The sequence below is a fragment of the Methylocella silvestris genome (assembly GCF_002891535.1).
GTDB lineage: Bacteria > Pseudomonadota > Alphaproteobacteria > Rhizobiales > Beijerinckiaceae > Methylocapsa > Methylocapsa silvestris_A.
In genome coordinates this window covers 115,746-130,555 of sequence record NZ_PDZR01000007.1, presented here as the reverse complement: position 1 = coordinate 130,555, position 14,810 = coordinate 115,746, and the positions used below count along the sequence as shown (strand labels likewise).

The following is a 14,810-nucleotide window of genomic DNA, read 5'->3' as shown; positions in this document are numbered from 1 at the left end:
CGCAAATATCGAGCCTGTTTCTATACGACAGCCAGGCCTGCGCGAAACCCCGACTGCCCGGCCGCGGAAGCGTTTCAGCTCGCGCTGCCATCACATAAGCAGCCGGCGCTGTTTCGCCAATATGTCCGGCTCAGACCAGCGCCGCGCTCGAATCGGCTGCTTCCTCCTCGTCCTCCTCATCATCGGCGGCGAGGAGCTCTTCCTTCGGGACCGTCTTGTCGGTCACCTTGACGAGCGAAAGGATGTGGTCGACGACCTTTTCCTCATAAATCGGAGCCCTCAACTCGGCGAGCGCCGAAGGATTCTTCTGATAATAGTCCCACACCATCTTTTCCTGGCCGGGGAAGGACCGCGCGCGCTCGAAGAGCGCCTGGTTAACCTCCTCGTCAGCCACCTTGACGCCCGCCGCATCGCCGACGTCGGCGAGCAGCAGGCCGAGCCGTACGCGTCGCTCGGCGATCTTGCGATAATCCGCTCGCGCCGCCTCTTCGGTCGTGCCCTCGTCCGCGAAGCTGCGTCCGCTCTGGGCCTGCTCGGCCTCGACGCGGCGCCAGATGGCGTCGAATTCCTGGGCGACGAGGCCTTCGGGAAGATCGAAGGCGTATTTGGCGTCGAGCGCATCAAGCAGCGCCCGCTTCCATTTACGGCGCGAGGCGGCCGCGTAATCGCGCTCGATATTGGCCTTGATCGACTCCCTCAGCTTGGCGAGATCGTCGAGGCCATAGCCTTTGGCGAAATCGTCGTCGATCACGGTCGCGCCCGGCGCGGCGAGCGCCTTCAGCGTAACGTCAAAGACCGCTTCCTTTCCGGCGAGATGCGCGGCGGAATAATCATCCGGAAACGTCACGGTCACCGTCCGGCTGTCGCCGAGGGGGAGGCCTTCGAGCTGCTCCTCGAAGCCGGGAATGAAGCTGCCGCTGCCGAGCACTAGATCGACGCCCTCGCCCGAACCGCCTTCGAACGCCTCACCGTCGATCTTTCCGACAAAATCAATTGTCGCCTTGTCGCCCTTTTCGGCGGCGACGCCCTCGCCCTCTTTCGGCGCATAAGGACGGCTTTGCTCGGCAAGCCGGTTCACCACAAGATCGATCTCGTCCTCGCCGACCGCGGCGACGAGACGCTCGATCTCGACGCCATCGAAACTGCCGACCTCGATCTTGGGGAGCACTTCAAGGGCGACGGTAAAGGCGAAATCCGCCTTGGCCTCGAACGCCTTTTCAAGATCGTCCTTCTCGCCGGGAAAGTCGATCTTCGGCTGCGAGGCGGGACGCAGCGCATTATCCTCGATGATCTTGCGATGGGCTTCGTTCACCGCCTCCTGCACGACCTCGGCCATGATCGAGCGGCCATAGAGCCGCTTCAGATGGGCGACCGGCACCTTGCCCGGACGGAACCCGTTGATGCGGGCCTTCGCCCGCATTTCGGCAAGCTGGCTGTCGAGGCGAGTTGCGAGGTCGGTCGCGGGAAGCACCACCTGGAACTCGCGCTTGAGGCCCTGCGAAAGGGTTTCCGTAACTTGCATCTTCTGAGTAACCTTTTCCTCTTGCCTGTCTTTGTTCATTCGATCCGCATCGGCGGGGCGGACGTGACCTTGAATCTGATGATCTGGTGCGGGCGGAGGGACTCGAACCCCCACGATTTTCACCACCGGAACCTAAATCCGGCGCGTCTACCAGTTCCGCCACGCCCGCGCGCTTTTGTCTCGCGCAGCAACGGACGGAGCCCGTTCCCCGCTGCGGGTGTGGTCTATAGCAATCGCGCGCGGCAGGCGCAGCAAAAAAAAGATAATTAGGCCGCCCCGCCGAATAAGGCAATCGGCGCGCGCGGAGGCGCACGGGCGGGCCTGTATCGGGCGCGCCCTTGCCAAAGCCGCCAGCGTCCCGCACAAACCGAGCGATGCCTTCACTCCTTCTCACCCGTCGGCGCCTGATCGGATGTGGCCTCGCCCTCAGCCTGATCGAGCTGCCGGCCGGCGCCGAACCGGCGGCGGATGGGTTTTTCGCGCTGGAGGCTGCTCCCGGCCGGCTGCGGCTGCTGCCCGAACCCGCCGGGCAAACGCCTGTCTTCGCTTTCAATGGCGAAGTCCCCGGACCGCTTCTTCGCTGCAAGAAGGGCGAGGAGCTGAAAATCCGCCTCATCAACAAGCTTGAACAGCCAATGAGCCTGATGTGGCCGGGATTGCGGATCGCCAACGCCATGGACGGCGTCGGCGGCCTCACGCAGAAGCCGGTCGGGCCGGGCGAAAGTTTTGACTATCGCTTCACGCCGCCGGACAGCGGGCTATTCGCCTATCGGCCGGGCTATCTCCCCTTCGCCGCCGCGCAGTTTTCGCGGGGTCTCTACGGGGCCTTGATCGTCGAGGAGACCGATCCGCCGCGCGTTGACCGCGACATGCTGGCGATCATCGCGGACTGGCGCCTCGACGACAAGGGCGCGATCGCCAAAAGCTTCGACACGAAGGAAGAGGCGCTCGGCCCCGGCCGCGGCGGTGGGCTTCTGACCGTCAACTCACGGCCAACGCCGCTGACGGAAACGATGGCGCGGGGCGCCCGCGTGCGGCTGCGGCTCGTCAGCGCCATGGCCGCGCGGATCATGTCGATCGCCTTCGAAGGCGTCACGCCGATGATCCTCGCGGTCGACGGCCAGCCGGCCGATTCCGCCTTTGAGCCGGTCAGAGGAACGATCCCCGTCGGCCCCGGCGCGCGTTTCGACGTGATGTTCGATCTGCCCCCCGACGCCGACAAAGAGGCGCGCCTCGTGCTGCGCGGCGATAAGGAGCCGGATCGCGATCTCCTCGTGTTCAAGACGGATGCGGCGGCAGAATCAGCTCAAACGCCCGCCGCGCTCGCGCCGATCGCCTCGCTGCCGGTCAATCCCCTGCTGCCGACGCGGATCAGGCTGGAGACCGCCAAGCGGCTCGACATTCTTATCGAGCCATCAAAAGAGCAGGGCGACAAGGCCACCGAGCGGGAGCTTGTCTTTAGCGTCAACGGCGCCCCCGCCGCGGGTTTTGCCGACAAGCCGTTGTTTACCGTTAAGCGGGGAGCGGCCGTGTCGCTTGGCCTTGTCAACCGTTCGAATTTGACCCAGTCGATCCATATTCGCGGCCATCAGGCGCGGCTTCTGCACGATCTCGACGATGGCTGGGAGCCTTATTGGCGCGACAACATTTTAATAGGCCCGGGGAAAACCAAGCGGATCGCCTTCATTGCCGAGGCGCCGGGAAAATGGGCCATTCTGTCCTTCATCGCCGGGTATGAGGGCGCCGGACTCGCCACCTGGTTCGCGGTGACTTGAACCGCTCTCTTTTGGAACAATCCATGCCGATTTCTTCGCAGCCCGTTCACATCATAGGCGCGGGCCTCGCCGGGGCCGAGGCGGCCTGGCAGATCGCGCGCGCGAACACGCCCGTCGTGCTGCATGAAATGCGCCCCGTGCGGCAGACGCCGGCGCATCGCACCGGCGATTTCGCCGAGCTCGTCTGCTCGAATTCGTTCCGCGCCGACGATCCGCAAACAAGCGCCATCGGCATGCTGCACCGGGAGATGCGCGGCCTCGATTCGCTGATCCTGAACGCAGCCGACCGCCATAAGCTTCCCGCCGGCGGCGCGCTCGCCGTGGATCGCGACGGGTTTTCGCGGACGATCACCGAACAGATCCGCGCCTGCCCGCTGATCGAGGTGGTCTGCGAGGAGATCGCCGGGCTCCCGCCGGCCGACTGGGACAATGTGATTATCGCCACAGGTCCCCTCACCAGCCAGGCGCTCGGCGCCGCGATCGGCGCGCTGACGGGAGAGCGCGACCTTGCCTTCTACGACGCCATCGCGCCGGTGGTTCACCGCGAATCGGTCGATATGAGCAAGGCCTGGATGCAGTCGCGTTACGACAAGGCGGGGCCGGGCGGCTCCGGCGCCGACTACATCAACTGCCCGCTGAACAAAGAACAATATTACGCCTTTGTCGACGCCCTCAACAAAGCGGAAAAGATCGAATTCAAGACCTTCGAGGACACGCCCTATTTCGACGGCTGCCTGCCAATAGAGGTCATGGCGGAGCGCGGCGCCGAGACCCTACGACACGGGCCGATGAAGCCGTTCGGGCTCACCAATCCGCACGACCCCGACGTCAAGGCCTATGCCGTAGTCCAGCTGCGGCAGGATAATGCGCTCGGCACGCTATATAATATGGTGGGTTTCCAGACCAAGTTGAAGCATGGCGCGCAGATCGAGGTGTTTCGCGCCATTCCGGGGCTTCAGCGCGCCGAATTCGCGCGGCTCGGCGGTCTGCACCGCAACACCTTTCTGAATTCGCCCAAAATTCTCGACGGAGCGTTCCGCCTGCGGGCGCAGCCGAGGCTGCGTTTCGCCGGCCAGATCACCGGCTGCGAGGGCTATGTCGAAAGCGCTGCGATCGGCCTCATCGTCGGGCGGATGGCGGCGGCTGACCGCAGCGGCGAGGCGTTTTTGCCGCCCCCGGCGACGACCGCGCTCGGCGCGCTGATCAATCACATCACCGCGGGGCATATCGAGACGATTGACGCCGGCCCTTCCTCGTTTCAGCCGATGAACGTCAATTTCGGTCTGTTTCCGCCGCTGACGGAGCCCCTTGAAAAGCCGCAGGGCAAGCGTCTGCGCGGGCCGGAAAAGGCGGCGGCCAGGAAGGCGGCGCTGAGCGCGCGCGCTCTGCGCGACTTCGAGGCCTGGGTCGCCGCGCGCAAGGTCCCCGCGCCAGCGTGACGCGTGCCAGGCGAGATCATCTCCTTGCGTTTGTTTCATCAAACTGACAGACTTCATAAGAATGTCTTTGAGACTGGCGCGATGAGCGAAGATACCTCTGTTCTTGTGCTCGGCATGGACGAGCTTGCCTCGGCTGTCGCGCGCAAGCTGCACCTTGCCGGCCATGCCGTCGCCATCCACCAGCCTGTCCCGCCGCGCACGATCCGCCGCCGCATGTCATTTGTCGACGCCTGGACGGACGGATCCTGCGCTTTCGAAGGCGTCGAGGCGCGCCGCGCCGACAAGACCAAGGATTTCCTCTCCTCCCTGAAAAGCGGCGCGTCGATCCCGGTGCTCTGGCATCCCTTCGAGGAGGTCACGACCCGCTGGCCCTGGGATATCATCGTCGACGCCCGCGCCGATTCGAGCGGCCCCGAGCGGCTGCGCCATCTTGCCGCCGTCACCATCGGGCTTGGCTACGGCTATGTCGCTGGCGCCAATTGCGACGTCTTGATCGACATCGGCGCGCGCGATCCAGGCGGCGTCATCCGGCAGGGTCCGCTGAGCCGCCAGGATGGCGTCGACGAACGGCGCTTCGCCGATGGACGCATGATCACGGCTCCTCATCATGGCCTGTTCCATGGGGTGAAGCAGTTCGGCGACAAGCTGGCCAAGGGCGACATTGTCGGCGCGATCGGCTCGACCGAGATTGTCGCGCCCTGCGCCGGACGGGTGCGCGGCCTTGCCCGCGACGGGGCCTCCGTCATGAAGGGCGCGGACATCGCCGAGATCGTCTCTTCGCCCAAGGCGGAACTGCTCGGCATCACAACGCGCGACCGGCTGATTGCCCGCAGCGTCGCCTTCGTCATCGAGATGGAGCGCGCCGGCTTCGAACCCATCTCTCTCGAAAATTTTTTCTAGGGCGCGCCGCCGGTCAGCCCCGTCGTGAACAGCTACCCGGCCAGCGCGAGCCGCAGCGATTCGGCGATGAGACCGGCGAACAGAATGAGGCCCGCCTCGCGGTTTGAGCGGAACAGGCGCAGCGCCTCGGCGCCGTCGAGACGCGGCCCCCCTCCGGCGTAAAGACGCGCAACCTGCCAGAAAAGATGCAGCGCGTAAGCGGCAAGCCCGACGAGAGCCAGCCCGCCGACGCCGGCCGCGAAGAATGCCGCGCCCGCGAAGAATGCCGCGGCAGCGTAGAAACAGGCGACGCCCGCGCCGACATGCGCGCCGAAGAACCGCGCCGTCGAGCCTATGCCGATGATCGCGTCGTCCTTGACGTCCTGCAGCGCGTAAATTGTGTCATAGCCGATCGTCCAGGCGATCGCGCCGCAATAGAGCAGCACGGGCGCGAGGCCGAGCGATCCTTCCGCCGCCGCCCAGCCCATCAGGGCGCCCCAGGCGAAGGCCGCGCCAAGCACCGCCTGCGGCCAGGAGGTGACGCGCTTCATGAAAGGGTAGATCGCGACGAAGCCCAGCGAGGCAAAGCCGAGCGCAATGGCGAAACGGTTGAGGCTTAGCAGCACGACGAGGCCGACAAAGCATTGCGCGGCAAGAAAGGCGGCGGCGGCGGCGACGCTGACGCGCCCGGCCGGAATCGGGCGCAAACGCGTGCGTTCGACCTTGGCGTCAATGTCGCGGTCGACGATGTCATTATAGGTCGAGCCCGCGCCGCGCATCGCAATCGCGCCGATCAGAAACAGGGCCAGATCGCCAAGACGCGGGGCCGCGCCCTGATGCGCGCTCGCGAGCGCGCTCGATTGCCAGCATGGCAGCAGCAGCAGCCACCAGCCGATCGGCCGGTCGATGCGCGCGAGCTGAAGGAAGGGCGCAAAGGATTTTGGCGCGAGCCGCGCGATGAGCGAGTTCCTGACGGCGTCGGGTAGATGCGTCACGCCGTCAACAGGCTCTCCGCCCGGCCCTGCCGGCGCGGGTTTGGTCAAAGCGGGCCGGTTGGCAGTTTCTGACCCTGCGGCAATCCGCCTCCGGTCGCCTGCTGCTCCTGCGCCTTCTTCATCTGTTCGGCGATTTTGCAGGCCTGGGTCGCGACGGCGCCGGTCTTCTGCGAGCTGGCGGTGATGTTCTCGATCGCCGTGTCAGGAACGTTGCACCATTCCTTGTTCTTGGTGAAATAATCGACGAGTTGACGCTCGGCGCCGGCCAGCGCCTTAAGCTTTGGGCAGGAAGAAGCCGGATCGAGCTGATGGGTCTTCGATCCCTTGGCGAGGCTGTTCAACTGGTCGATGATGCCCTGGCGTTTCTGCGTCAGCGTGGCAATGTCCTGGTTGCAGTCGCCAGCCCACGCGGCTCCGCCCCCGGCAAGGCCGATCGAGAGGACAAGAAACGCCGTCGCTTTACGGACGGGACGGAGGAGGCTAGGCGCAAGCATGGTTTTGAGCCTTCTGATTCTGCCCTGGCGCAAGGTTTGGCGCGCGGGTCGGCGCATGAGTTCGAAAAGGCGGCGCTTGTTCACGGGCGGCACGCCGCCGCCTTTTGAGCCGCGCGGCCTTCGCGCTTCGACTGCAATGTCCATAGCAAAGACCGGCGCGTCCTAGCAAGCAAGCCCCGAATTTTGGCGCGCGCGCCGCCGATTGTACAGATCCTTATGTCTTGACCCGGATTTCGTGATGGCGCGCTATGATTTTGCTTCCCCGCGGCTTTACGTCGACGCGCCGCTCGCGCCGCAGGCCCGCGTTTCTCTAGGCGCCTCGCAGGTCAATTACTTGCGCAACGCGCTTCGCCTCAAGGATGGCGCGGACATCCTCACGTTCAACGGCCGCGACGGCGAATGGCGCGCCAAAATCGAGACGGAAGGCCGCCGGTCGACCATCCTTGCCGCCCATGATCAGCTACGCCCTCAGCCGCCGCCCTTCGATCTGCATTATATGTTCGCGCCGCTGAAACATGCCCGGCTCGACTATATGGTGCAGAAAGCTGTCGAAATGGGGGCCGGACAGCTGCGCCCGGTGCTGACAAGGCGCACCCAAGCCGAGCGGATCAATCTCGACCGGATGAGAGCCAATGCCATTGAGGCGGCGGAGCAATGCGGCGTCCTGTCCGTCGCCGAGGTTTTTGCGCCGATCCGCCTCGGCGCCGCGCTGGAACAATGGAGCGGCGACCGGCTGCTGGTGTTTTGCGATGAGGATGCGCCGGAACAAGACGCGCTCGCGGCGTTGCGGGCGGCGCGCGAATCAAACCGTGGCGGCGGCCTTGCCGTGCTGATCGGCCCCGAAGGCGGCTTTGATGAAGACGAGCGAAAAGCGCTGCTCGCCGTCCCACGCACGGTCCGTCTGTCGCTCGGCCCGCGCGTGCTGCGCGCCGACACGGCGGCGGTCGCCGCCCTCGCGCTGGTGCAGGCGAGCATAGGCGATTGGCCAAGCCAACGTTAAGGGATCATCAAATCGCCCCATTATAAAGACACATAAAAGCCGACTCAGTGGCAAACCAAGGCTTTTGGAATCGATATGATTTTGCTGAAAAATGGCCTCCTGCTGGCTTCCAGCGTCGGCTGCGGCGTGATTGCTCTTGGCGCCGCCGCGCAGGCCCAGGGTCTTCCCTCCGGCAAGGCCGAGCGCGTGGCGCAGGCGCGGTGCGAGGCTGAATATGGTCCGGGCTTTTCCGCGGTCGCCAATAGCTCGACCTGCATCTGGGTCGGCGGCCATGTGCGGGTCGGCTTTGGGCCGCGCTGCGATTCGCCGGACAATGGCTGGGCCAATAGCGGCGGTCCGGTTCGCGTCAACGCCGGCGACGGCGCCGCGCGCGCCACGACCGGACGGTTGCGCCTCAACGAAGGCGCCTCCGCCGCAACGATCGCGCGCTAGCGGGCTCAGCGTCTCCCCGCTCGAAGCCGCGCGAGATCAGGCTCGCTTTCTTTTATCCACATGCTTATTTATTGAGGCGAGCTTGCGCGCGCTTTGACGCGTCGCGCGGCCGCAGGGAGCTCCGGCCTTGAACCGGACGTTCTGGAGAGAGCCATGTTCATCGAAACTGAGACGACCCCGAACCCGAAGACGCTGAAATTTCTGCCCGGCCGCCCCGTGATGAGCGCCGGCACGCTCGATATCAAGGAGCCTCAGGACGCGCGTCAATCGCCGCTGGCCGAGGCGCTGTTTGAGCTCGAGGGCGTCAAAGGCGTTTTCTTCGGCTCCGACTTCATCACCGTCACCAACGCCAACGAGGATTGGCAGGAGCTGAAGCCGACGGTGCTCGGCGCGATCATGGAACATTTCCTGTCCGGCGACCCGCTTCTCAATGAGCATGCGCATGTTTCGCCCGACGCCGGCGAGCCGGAATTTTTCGAAGAAAGCGACGCGGAAACCGTCACCGCGATCAAGCAGCTGATAGAAACCCATGTTCGCCCCGCGGTCGCCAATGATGGCGGCGACATCAAATTCCGCGGCTACCGCGACGGCATCGTCTATCTGGCGATGAAAGGGTCCTGCTCCGGCTGCCCGTCTTCCACGGCCACGCTGAAGCATGGCATACAGAATCTTCTCAAGCATTATGTGCCGGATGTGCAGTCGGTCGAATCCATCTGACGAAAATACGCCGCGTCCTTCCCGGAAGGGCAGGCGGCGATGAAGATTCTCGCGATCGATACGGCGTTGCAGGCGGTCTCCGCCTGCGTGGTCGATGACGAGGACCTGGATTTCGAAACACGCGAGACGATTGCGATGGAGCGTGGCCACGCCGAGGCGCTGCTGCCGCTCATCGACCGCGTCATGGCGCAGGTCGAGGGCGGGTTTTCGGAGCTTGGCCGCGTCGCTGTGACGGTCGGCCCCGGCTCCTTCACCGGATTGCGCGTCGGCCTCGCCGCCGCCCGCGCCATCGGGCTCGCCTGCGAGATCCCGGTCGTCGGCGTCTCAACGCTCGCCGCCCTCGCCGCGCCCCTCATCATTCATCAAAATCCCGGCCCCGTCGCCGTCGCGATCGACGCAAGACACGGCAATGTCTACTTCGCGGCGTTCGAATCGGACGGCCGCGCGCTGGTGACGCCGCGAATCGCCTCCGCGCGCGAGGCGGCCGAGGCTTTGCGGCAGGAGGAGAGGCGGCGCGAGACGACGCAACTCGTTGGATCGGGCGCAGCGCTTGTCGCGATCGAGGCGGAAAAGCTGGGCCTCGCGGTCGAGGCCACGGCGGAGAGCTTCGTTCCGGACATTATCTTCGTTGCGCGGCTCGGCTTGCTCGGTGATCCCGATCTTGCGCCGCCGCGTCCGCTCTATCTCAAAGCCGCCGACGCCAGGCCGCAGAGCGGAAGCGTTCTCGCCGAGGCCGCGCCATGACCCGCCAGTCGGTCTTCCGAATGTTTGTCAAGCCGCCCGCCTATCGGCCGATCGGCGCGGAGCGCAGCCTCGAATGCGCGGCGATCCACAACGAAAGCTTCGCCTATCCCTGGACCGAATCCGACTTCGAGCAATTGCTCGTCGCCGCGGAGGTCGTCGCCGACGGCGCGATCGACTCCGATGAGGCGCTTTGCGGCATGATCCTCTCGCGCGCCGCAGCGGATGAAGCGGAAATCCTGACCATCGCGGTCGCGCCCGAGCATCGCCGCGCCGGGGTCGCCGCGACGCTGATCGCCGCGCATCTGCCCCGCCTCGGCGCGCGCGGCGTCGCCCGGCTGTTTCTCGAGGTCGAAACCGGCAACGTCCCGGCCCGCGCGCTCTATGCGTCGAACGGGTTTCATGAGGTCGGCGAACGCAAAGCCTATTACCGCAAAGAGGATTCAACCCCGGCGAGCGCCTTGCTGATGCGGCTCGACCTCGCCCCGTAATCTGATAAACACCGCTGTTTCGCTGAACGTCACAACGCTTTAGAGTAAAGATGCGAGATCATGAATGCGCGGGAACGAGGCGCGGGCATGAAGCGCGATCAGGCTTTTAAGTTCAGGGGATGATGTCCGACATTGGCGATCTGAGGGTACGGCCGGACGAGGCGCGAGATGCGCCCGCAGCCGAAGGCAGCCCGCCGCAGGAGCGAAAGCTGTTCGTGCAGTCGTTCGGCTGCCAGATGAACGTCTATGATTCGCAGAAGATGGTCGATCTGCTCGGCGCCGAAGGTTATGGCGCGGCCGAAGGTGCCGAAGACGCCGATCTTGTCATCCTCAACACCTGCCATATCCGCGAACGCGCCTCGGAGAAGATTTTTTCGGAGCTTGGGCGCCTGCGCGAGCTGAAGGCGCTTCGCGCGGCCGAAGGGCGCAAAACGAAGATCGTCGTCGCAGGCTGCGTGGCGCAGGCAGAGGGCGCCGAGATCCATCGCCGCCAGAGCGCCGTCGACGTCGTCGTCGGTCCGCAAAGCTATCACCGGCTGCCGGAGCTTTTGCACCGGGCCGAGAGCGAAAAGCATGTCGTCGATACGGATTTTCCGGTCGCGGACAAATTCGGCTTTCTGGCGCAGTCCGAGCCGGCCGAGACGCGCAAGCGCGGCGTTTCGGCCTTTCTCACGGTGCAGGAAGGCTGCGACAAATTCTGCACCTTTTGCGTCGTGCCCTATACGCGTGGCGCGGAATTTTCGCGGCCCGTGGCCGCCATTCTCGAAGAGGCGGCTGCGCTCACGGCCGCGGGCGTTCGCGAACTGACCCTGATCGGCCAGAACGTCAACGCCTATCACGGCGCGGACGCACGCGGCGGCGAGGCGAATCTCGCCGGCCTTTGCGCCGAGCTTGCGCGCGCAAGCGGCGTCAAGCGCATCCGTTATACGACGAGCCACCCGAACGATATGGACGAGGCGCTGATCGAGGCGCATCGCGCCCAGCCGAAACTGATGCCCTTTCTGCATCTTCCTGTGCAATCGGGATCAGACGCCGTGCTTGCTGCGATGAACCGGAGGCATACGAGCGCCGGCTATATCGCGCTCTGCCGGCGCATCCGGGCGGCTCGACCTGATATCGCGCTCTCCTCCGATTTCATCGTCGGTTTTCCAGGCGAGACGGACGCGGATTTCGAGGCGACGCTGCGCCTGATTGAAAGCGTCGGCTTCGCCAGCGCCTTTTCTTTCAAATATTCGCCCCGTCCCGGCACGCCGGGCGCCGAGCGGACCGATCAGATCGCCGAGGATGTGAAATCAGAGCGGCTGGCGCGGCTGCAGGCGCTGATCGAGAGCCAGCGGCAGGCCTTCAACCGCGCCATGGTCGGGCGCACGGTCGAGGTGCTGATCGAAAGGCGGGGGCGCCATTCCGGTCAGATCGCCGGCAAATCCCCCTATCTTCAAGCCGTCCAGCTAGAGGGCGGCGATCAATTGATTGGCGAGAGCGTCGCAGTCGAGATTGTGGCGACAGGCCCGAACTCCTTGTTCGGCAGGCTCGCATCCGAAACGACGGCGCGGCCTCCGGCCGCGGCCGAACAGAGCGCGCGAGGGCTCGTTTGAAACCATCCGATCGTTCAACTCCGCTCGCCAGCCCTCCCCCCCGCACGGAGGGCAAGCGCGCCGCGCCCGATGCGGAGGCCGCCGAAGTCAACCTCGCCTTCGAAGACAACAGGCTGGCCTCGCTCGTCTTCGGCCATTACGATCAAAATCTCGCCAAGCTCGAACGAAGGCTCGGGATCGCCGCCATCGCCAATGGCAATCTCGTGACCATCAAGGGCCCGCCCGAGGCCTGTGAACACGCCCGTCTCGTGCTCGAAAATCTCTATCAGCGCGTGCGGACCGGCCATGCCGTGACGCTTGGCGACGTCGACGGCGCGATCCAGGAAGGCGCGCTGCAAGGCACGCTGTTTCCGAAGGACGCCGAAGCCGGCCGCATCGCCTTCGAGCAGATCGGCACCCGCCGCAAGGGGCCCGTGCGCGCCCGCAACGCTGCGCAGGACCATTATCTGCGCACGCTGAAACGCCACGAACTCGTCTTCGCAGAGGGGCCCGCCGGCACCGGCAAGACCTGGCTCGCGGTCGGCTATGCGGTGCTGCTGCTCGAACAGGGCGCGGTCGAGCGGCTTATTCTCTCGCGTCCGGCCGTCGAGGCCGGCGAGCGGCTGGGGTTCCTTCCGGGCGACATGCGCGAAAAGGTCGATCCCTATCTGCGGCCGATCTTCGACGCCCTTAACGATTTCATGGACCCGCGCATGCTCGAACGCGGCATGCAGACGGGCATGATCGAAGTCGCCCCGCTCGCCTTCATGCGCGGGCGCACCTTGAGCAACGCCTGCGTCCTGCTCGACGAGGCGCAGAACGCGACCTCGATCCAGATGAAGATGTTTTTGACCCGGCTCGGCGAGGGCTCGCGCATGATCGTCACCGGCGACCCGACGCAGACCGATCTGCCGCCGGGCCAGAAATCCGGTCTCGCCGAAGCGATCCAGCTTCTTGCCGGCGTCGAGGGCGTCGGCCATGTTGTGTTCAAGGAAGGCGATGTCGTGCGGCACGATCTCGTGCGCCGTATCGTCGGCGCCTATGAAAGCGCACACCGGACGCAGGACGAAAAGGCGCGGCGATGAAGCCGGTCATCGATATCGCCGTCGAGGCGGAAGCCTGGGATTCCTTTGAGGATGCGGCAGCCCTTGCCGAAACCGTGATCGTGCAAACGATCAACCAGAGCGGCGCAAAGCTCGCCGCCGAGACTGAAATCAGCATCGTCCTCTGCGACGACGCCTTCATCGCCGACCTCAACCGCAAATGGCGCGGCGTCGACAAACCGACAAATGTCCTGTCTTTTCCGAGCGGCGGCCCGATCGCGGCGACGCCCGTCCTCGGCGACATTGTGATCGCCTATGAGACCACGGAGCGTGAGGCGCAAGAGGCGGGAAAGCCGTTTCGCGACCACGTCGCCCATCTCATCGCGCACGGATTTTTGCATCTGATCGGCTATGATCATATCGTCGGGGCCGAGGCCGAGGCGATGGAGGCGCTGGAACGCTCCGTGCTTGCCCGGCTCGGGATCGACGACCCCTATCAGCAACCGCTGGCGTCGTTGGAGGAGGGTCTGCCCCCTGTTGAGGGTCCTCTGACCTCAGTCAAAGAGTGACAATGACGATCATGACCGAACGCGACAGTCCGGCGGCCGACGCCGGATCCGACCGACCCCAACCCAGCAAGCCAAATCTGTTCGACCGGCTGCGCTCCGTCTTCGGGGTCGGCGGCCCCTCGATCCGCGACGACATTCAGGACGCCCTCGCCGATTCCTCGACGGCGGTCGACGTCTCGCCGCAGGAGCGCGCGATGCTGAAAAACGTGCTCGGCCTGCATGAAGTGCAGGTCGAGGACGTCATGGTGCCGCGAGCGGATATCGTCGCCGTGCCGCTCGACATGAGTCTCGCCGATGTTCTGTCGACCTTCCGCACCGCCGGCCATTCCCGGCTGCCGGTGCATGGCGACACGCTGGACGACCCGCGCGGCATGATCCATATCCGCGACCTTGTCGCCTATTTCGCCGCCGGCCTTCCCGAGCCCGCCCACCGCGGCGAACAGGATTTTAGCGAGGCCGCGTCCGGAGGGACCCCATCCGGCGCAGCGCAGACGCGCGAGCTCGCGTCCCGATCCGGCGTGGCGGCGGCAAATCTCTGGGCCTTTCCCGATCTCGACATTCCGCTGTCGCAGGCCAATCTCCTGCGCCCCGTGCTGTTCGTGCCGCCCTCGATGCCAGCGCTCGATCTTCTCGTCCGCATGCAGGCGACGCGGACCCATATGGCCCTTGTCATCGACGAATATGGCGGCACCGACGGCCTCGCCTCGATCGAGGACATTGTCGAAATCATCGTCGGCGACATCGAGGACGAACATGATTTCGACGAGAGCCCGAAGATAGAGGAGGCGCCCGACGGCAGCTTCATCGTCGACGCCAGGGCCGGGCTCGAAGACGTCTCCGCGGCGATCAAGGCGGACCTCACCGCGATCAGCGACGCCGAGGAGGTCGAAACCGTCGGAGGCCTTATCTCGACGCTGGCTGGTCATGTGCCGGTTCGCGGCGAGATCATCGTCGAGGGCGACATCGAATTCGAAATTCTCGACGCCGATCCAAGGCGCGTGAAACGGGTGCGGATTCGCGCCGGCGCGCCAATGTCGCCGAAAACCGGCGGCGCCGACGCTGCCGAGGGACGCTCCTGAGTTTTGGCGGTTTCGGGCGGCGGCGCGCCGCTCCGCAACGCATCTCCCATCTCGCCGGCC

The 14,810-nt window shown here is 65.2% G+C and carries 15 protein-coding genes and 1 tRNA gene; 12 read left to right on the top strand and 4 right to left on the bottom strand.

Features of this window, described 5'->3' with window-relative positions:
* Positions 1–130 precede the first annotated feature (130 nt).
* Both tig and CR492_RS08615 read right to left on the bottom strand, forming a co-directional pair.
* The gene (gene tig, locus CR492_RS08620) at positions 131–1,522 is read right to left on the bottom strand and encodes a trigger factor (protein ID WP_102843377.1); all 1,392 of its coding nucleotides are present in this window, start codon (positions 1,520–1,522) and stop codon (positions 131–133) included.
* An 84-nt stretch (positions 1,523–1,606) separates the two neighbouring features.
* Positions 1,607–1,691, bottom strand: a tRNA-Leu gene (locus CR492_RS08615).
* Between the two features lie 205 nt (positions 1,692–1,896).
* Here CR492_RS08615 and CR492_RS08610 point away from each other — a divergent pair.
* The 3 genes from CR492_RS08610 (at position 1,897) to CR492_RS08600 (ending at position 5,636) form a co-directional block, all read left to right on the top strand.
* On the top strand, positions 1,897–3,297 hold the full coding sequence (locus tag CR492_RS08610; protein ID WP_102843336.1) for a multicopper oxidase family protein: 1,401 nt from the start codon (positions 1,897–1,899) through the stop codon (positions 3,295–3,297).
* Positions 3,298–3,320: 23 nt separating this feature from the next.
* Complete coding sequence (trmFO, locus tag CR492_RS08605; protein WP_102843376.1) at positions 3,321–4,736, top strand: methylenetetrahydrofolate--tRNA-(uracil(54)-C(5))-methyltransferase (FADH(2)-oxidizing) TrmFO; 1,416 nt, start codon at positions 3,321–3,323, stop codon at positions 4,734–4,736.
* Positions 4,737–4,817: 81 nt separating this feature from the next.
* Entirely contained in the window at positions 4,818–5,636 is an 819-nt protein-coding gene (locus tag CR492_RS08600; RefSeq protein WP_102843375.1) for a hypothetical protein, read from the top strand.
* 32 nt (positions 5,637–5,668) lie between these two features.
* On the opposite strand, the gene ubiA is transcribed toward CR492_RS08600, so the two are convergent.
* Together ubiA and CR492_RS08590 are read right to left on the bottom strand one after the other, a co-directional pair.
* On the bottom strand, positions 5,669–6,610 hold the full coding sequence (ubiA, locus tag CR492_RS08595; RefSeq protein WP_245412020.1) for a 4-hydroxybenzoate octaprenyltransferase: 942 nt from the start codon (positions 6,608–6,610) through the stop codon (positions 5,669–5,671).
* Positions 6,611–6,654: 44 nt separating this feature from the next.
* Positions 6,655–7,104, bottom strand: coding sequence for a hypothetical protein (locus tag CR492_RS08590; protein ID WP_102843374.1), 450 nt, complete (start codon positions 7,102–7,104; stop codon positions 6,655–6,657).
* Between the two features lie 238 nt (positions 7,105–7,342).
* On the opposite strand from CR492_RS08590, the gene CR492_RS08585 reads away from it, so the two are divergent.
* The 9 genes from CR492_RS08585 (at position 7,343) to CR492_RS08545 (ending at position 14,750) form a co-directional block, all read left to right on the top strand.
* Positions 7,343–8,104, top strand: a complete 762-nt coding sequence (locus tag CR492_RS08585) for a 16S rRNA (uracil(1498)-N(3))-methyltransferase (protein WP_102843334.1) — start codon at positions 7,343–7,345, stop codon at positions 8,102–8,104.
* Between the two features lie 75 nt (positions 8,105–8,179).
* Entirely contained in the window at positions 8,180–8,536 is a 357-nt protein-coding gene (locus tag CR492_RS08580) for a hypothetical protein (RefSeq protein WP_102843333.1), read from the top strand.
* 153 nt (positions 8,537–8,689) lie between these two features.
* Positions 8,690–9,253 carry a NifU family protein gene (locus tag CR492_RS08575; protein ID WP_102843332.1) on the top strand — a complete coding sequence of 188 codons (564 nt, stop codon included), beginning with the start codon at positions 8,690–8,692 and terminating at the stop codon, positions 9,251–9,253.
* Positions 9,254–9,292: 39 nt separating this feature from the next.
* A complete protein-coding gene (gene tsaB, locus CR492_RS08570) occupies positions 9,293–9,997 on the top strand; it encodes a tRNA (adenosine(37)-N6)-threonylcarbamoyltransferase complex dimerization subunit type 1 TsaB (protein WP_102843331.1) in 705 nt (234 codons plus the stop codon).
* Positions 9,994–10,485, top strand: coding sequence for a ribosomal protein S18-alanine N-acetyltransferase (gene rimI / locus CR492_RS08565; RefSeq protein WP_102843330.1), 492 nt, complete (start codon positions 9,994–9,996; stop codon positions 10,483–10,485). Before tsaB ends, rimI begins: the two co-directional genes overlap by 4 nt.
* Positions 10,486–10,607: 122 nt before the next feature.
* On the top strand, positions 10,608–12,080 hold the full coding sequence (miaB, locus tag CR492_RS08560) for a tRNA (N6-isopentenyl adenosine(37)-C2)-methylthiotransferase MiaB (protein ID WP_102843373.1): 1,473 nt from the start codon (positions 10,608–10,610) through the stop codon (positions 12,078–12,080).
* A complete protein-coding gene (locus tag CR492_RS08555; RefSeq protein ID WP_102843329.1) occupies positions 12,077–13,144 on the top strand; it encodes a PhoH family protein in 1,068 nt (355 codons plus the stop codon). Before miaB ends, CR492_RS08555 begins: the two co-directional genes overlap by 4 nt.
* Positions 13,141–13,671 (top strand): rRNA maturation RNase YbeY, encoded by a 531-nt coding sequence (ybeY, locus tag CR492_RS08550; RefSeq protein ID WP_102843328.1) that lies wholly within the window; start codon positions 13,141–13,143, stop codon positions 13,669–13,671. Before CR492_RS08555 ends, ybeY begins: the two co-directional genes overlap by 4 nt.
* Before the next feature lie 2 nt (positions 13,672–13,673).
* Positions 13,674–14,750 (top strand): hemolysin family protein, encoded by a 1,077-nt coding sequence (locus CR492_RS08545; RefSeq protein ID WP_102843327.1) that lies wholly within the window; start codon positions 13,674–13,676, stop codon positions 14,748–14,750.
* Positions 14,751–14,810 lie beyond the last annotated feature (60 nt).

Bases quoted from the DNA above. Each gene is read 5' to 3' on its own strand.
- trmFO (WP_102843376.1), top strand. From the start codon at position 3,321: ATGCCGATTTCTTCGCAGCCCGTTCACATCATAGGCGCGGGCCTCGCC.
- CR492_RS08575 (WP_102843332.1), top strand. From the start codon at position 8,690: ATGTTCATCGAAACTGAGACGACCCCGAACCCGAAGACGCTGAAATTT.
- CR492_RS08600 (WP_102843375.1), top strand. From the start codon at position 4,818: ATGAGCGAAGATACCTCTGTTCTTGTGCTCGGCATGGACGAGCTTGCC.
- CR492_RS08580 (WP_102843333.1), top strand. From the start codon at position 8,180: ATGATTTTGCTGAAAAATGGCCTCCTGCTGGCTTCCAGCGTCGGCTGC.
- CR492_RS08585 (WP_102843334.1), top strand. From the start codon at position 7,343: ATGGCGCGCTATGATTTTGCTTCCCCGCGGCTTTACGTCGACGCGCCG.
- CR492_RS08590 (WP_102843374.1), bottom strand. From the start codon at position 7,104: ATGCTTGCGCCTAGCCTCCTCCGTCCCGTCCGTAAAGCGACGGCGTTT.
- tig (WP_102843377.1), bottom strand. From the start codon at position 1,522: ATGCAAGTTACGGAAACCCTTTCGCAGGGCCTCAAGCGCGAGTTCCAG.
- ybeY (WP_102843328.1), top strand. From the start codon at position 13,141: ATGAAGCCGGTCATCGATATCGCCGTCGAGGCGGAAGCCTGGGATTCC.
- CR492_RS08610 (WP_102843336.1), top strand. From the start codon at position 1,897: ATGCCTTCACTCCTTCTCACCCGTCGGCGCCTGATCGGATGTGGCCTC.
- tsaB (WP_102843331.1), top strand. From the start codon at position 9,293: ATGAAGATTCTCGCGATCGATACGGCGTTGCAGGCGGTCTCCGCCTGC.
- rimI (WP_102843330.1), top strand. From the start codon at position 9,994: ATGACCCGCCAGTCGGTCTTCCGAATGTTTGTCAAGCCGCCCGCCTAT.
- CR492_RS08545 (WP_102843327.1), top strand. From the start codon at position 13,674: ATGACGATCATGACCGAACGCGACAGTCCGGCGGCCGACGCCGGATCC.
- miaB (WP_102843373.1), top strand. From the start codon at position 10,608: ATGTCCGACATTGGCGATCTGAGGGTACGGCCGGACGAGGCGCGAGAT.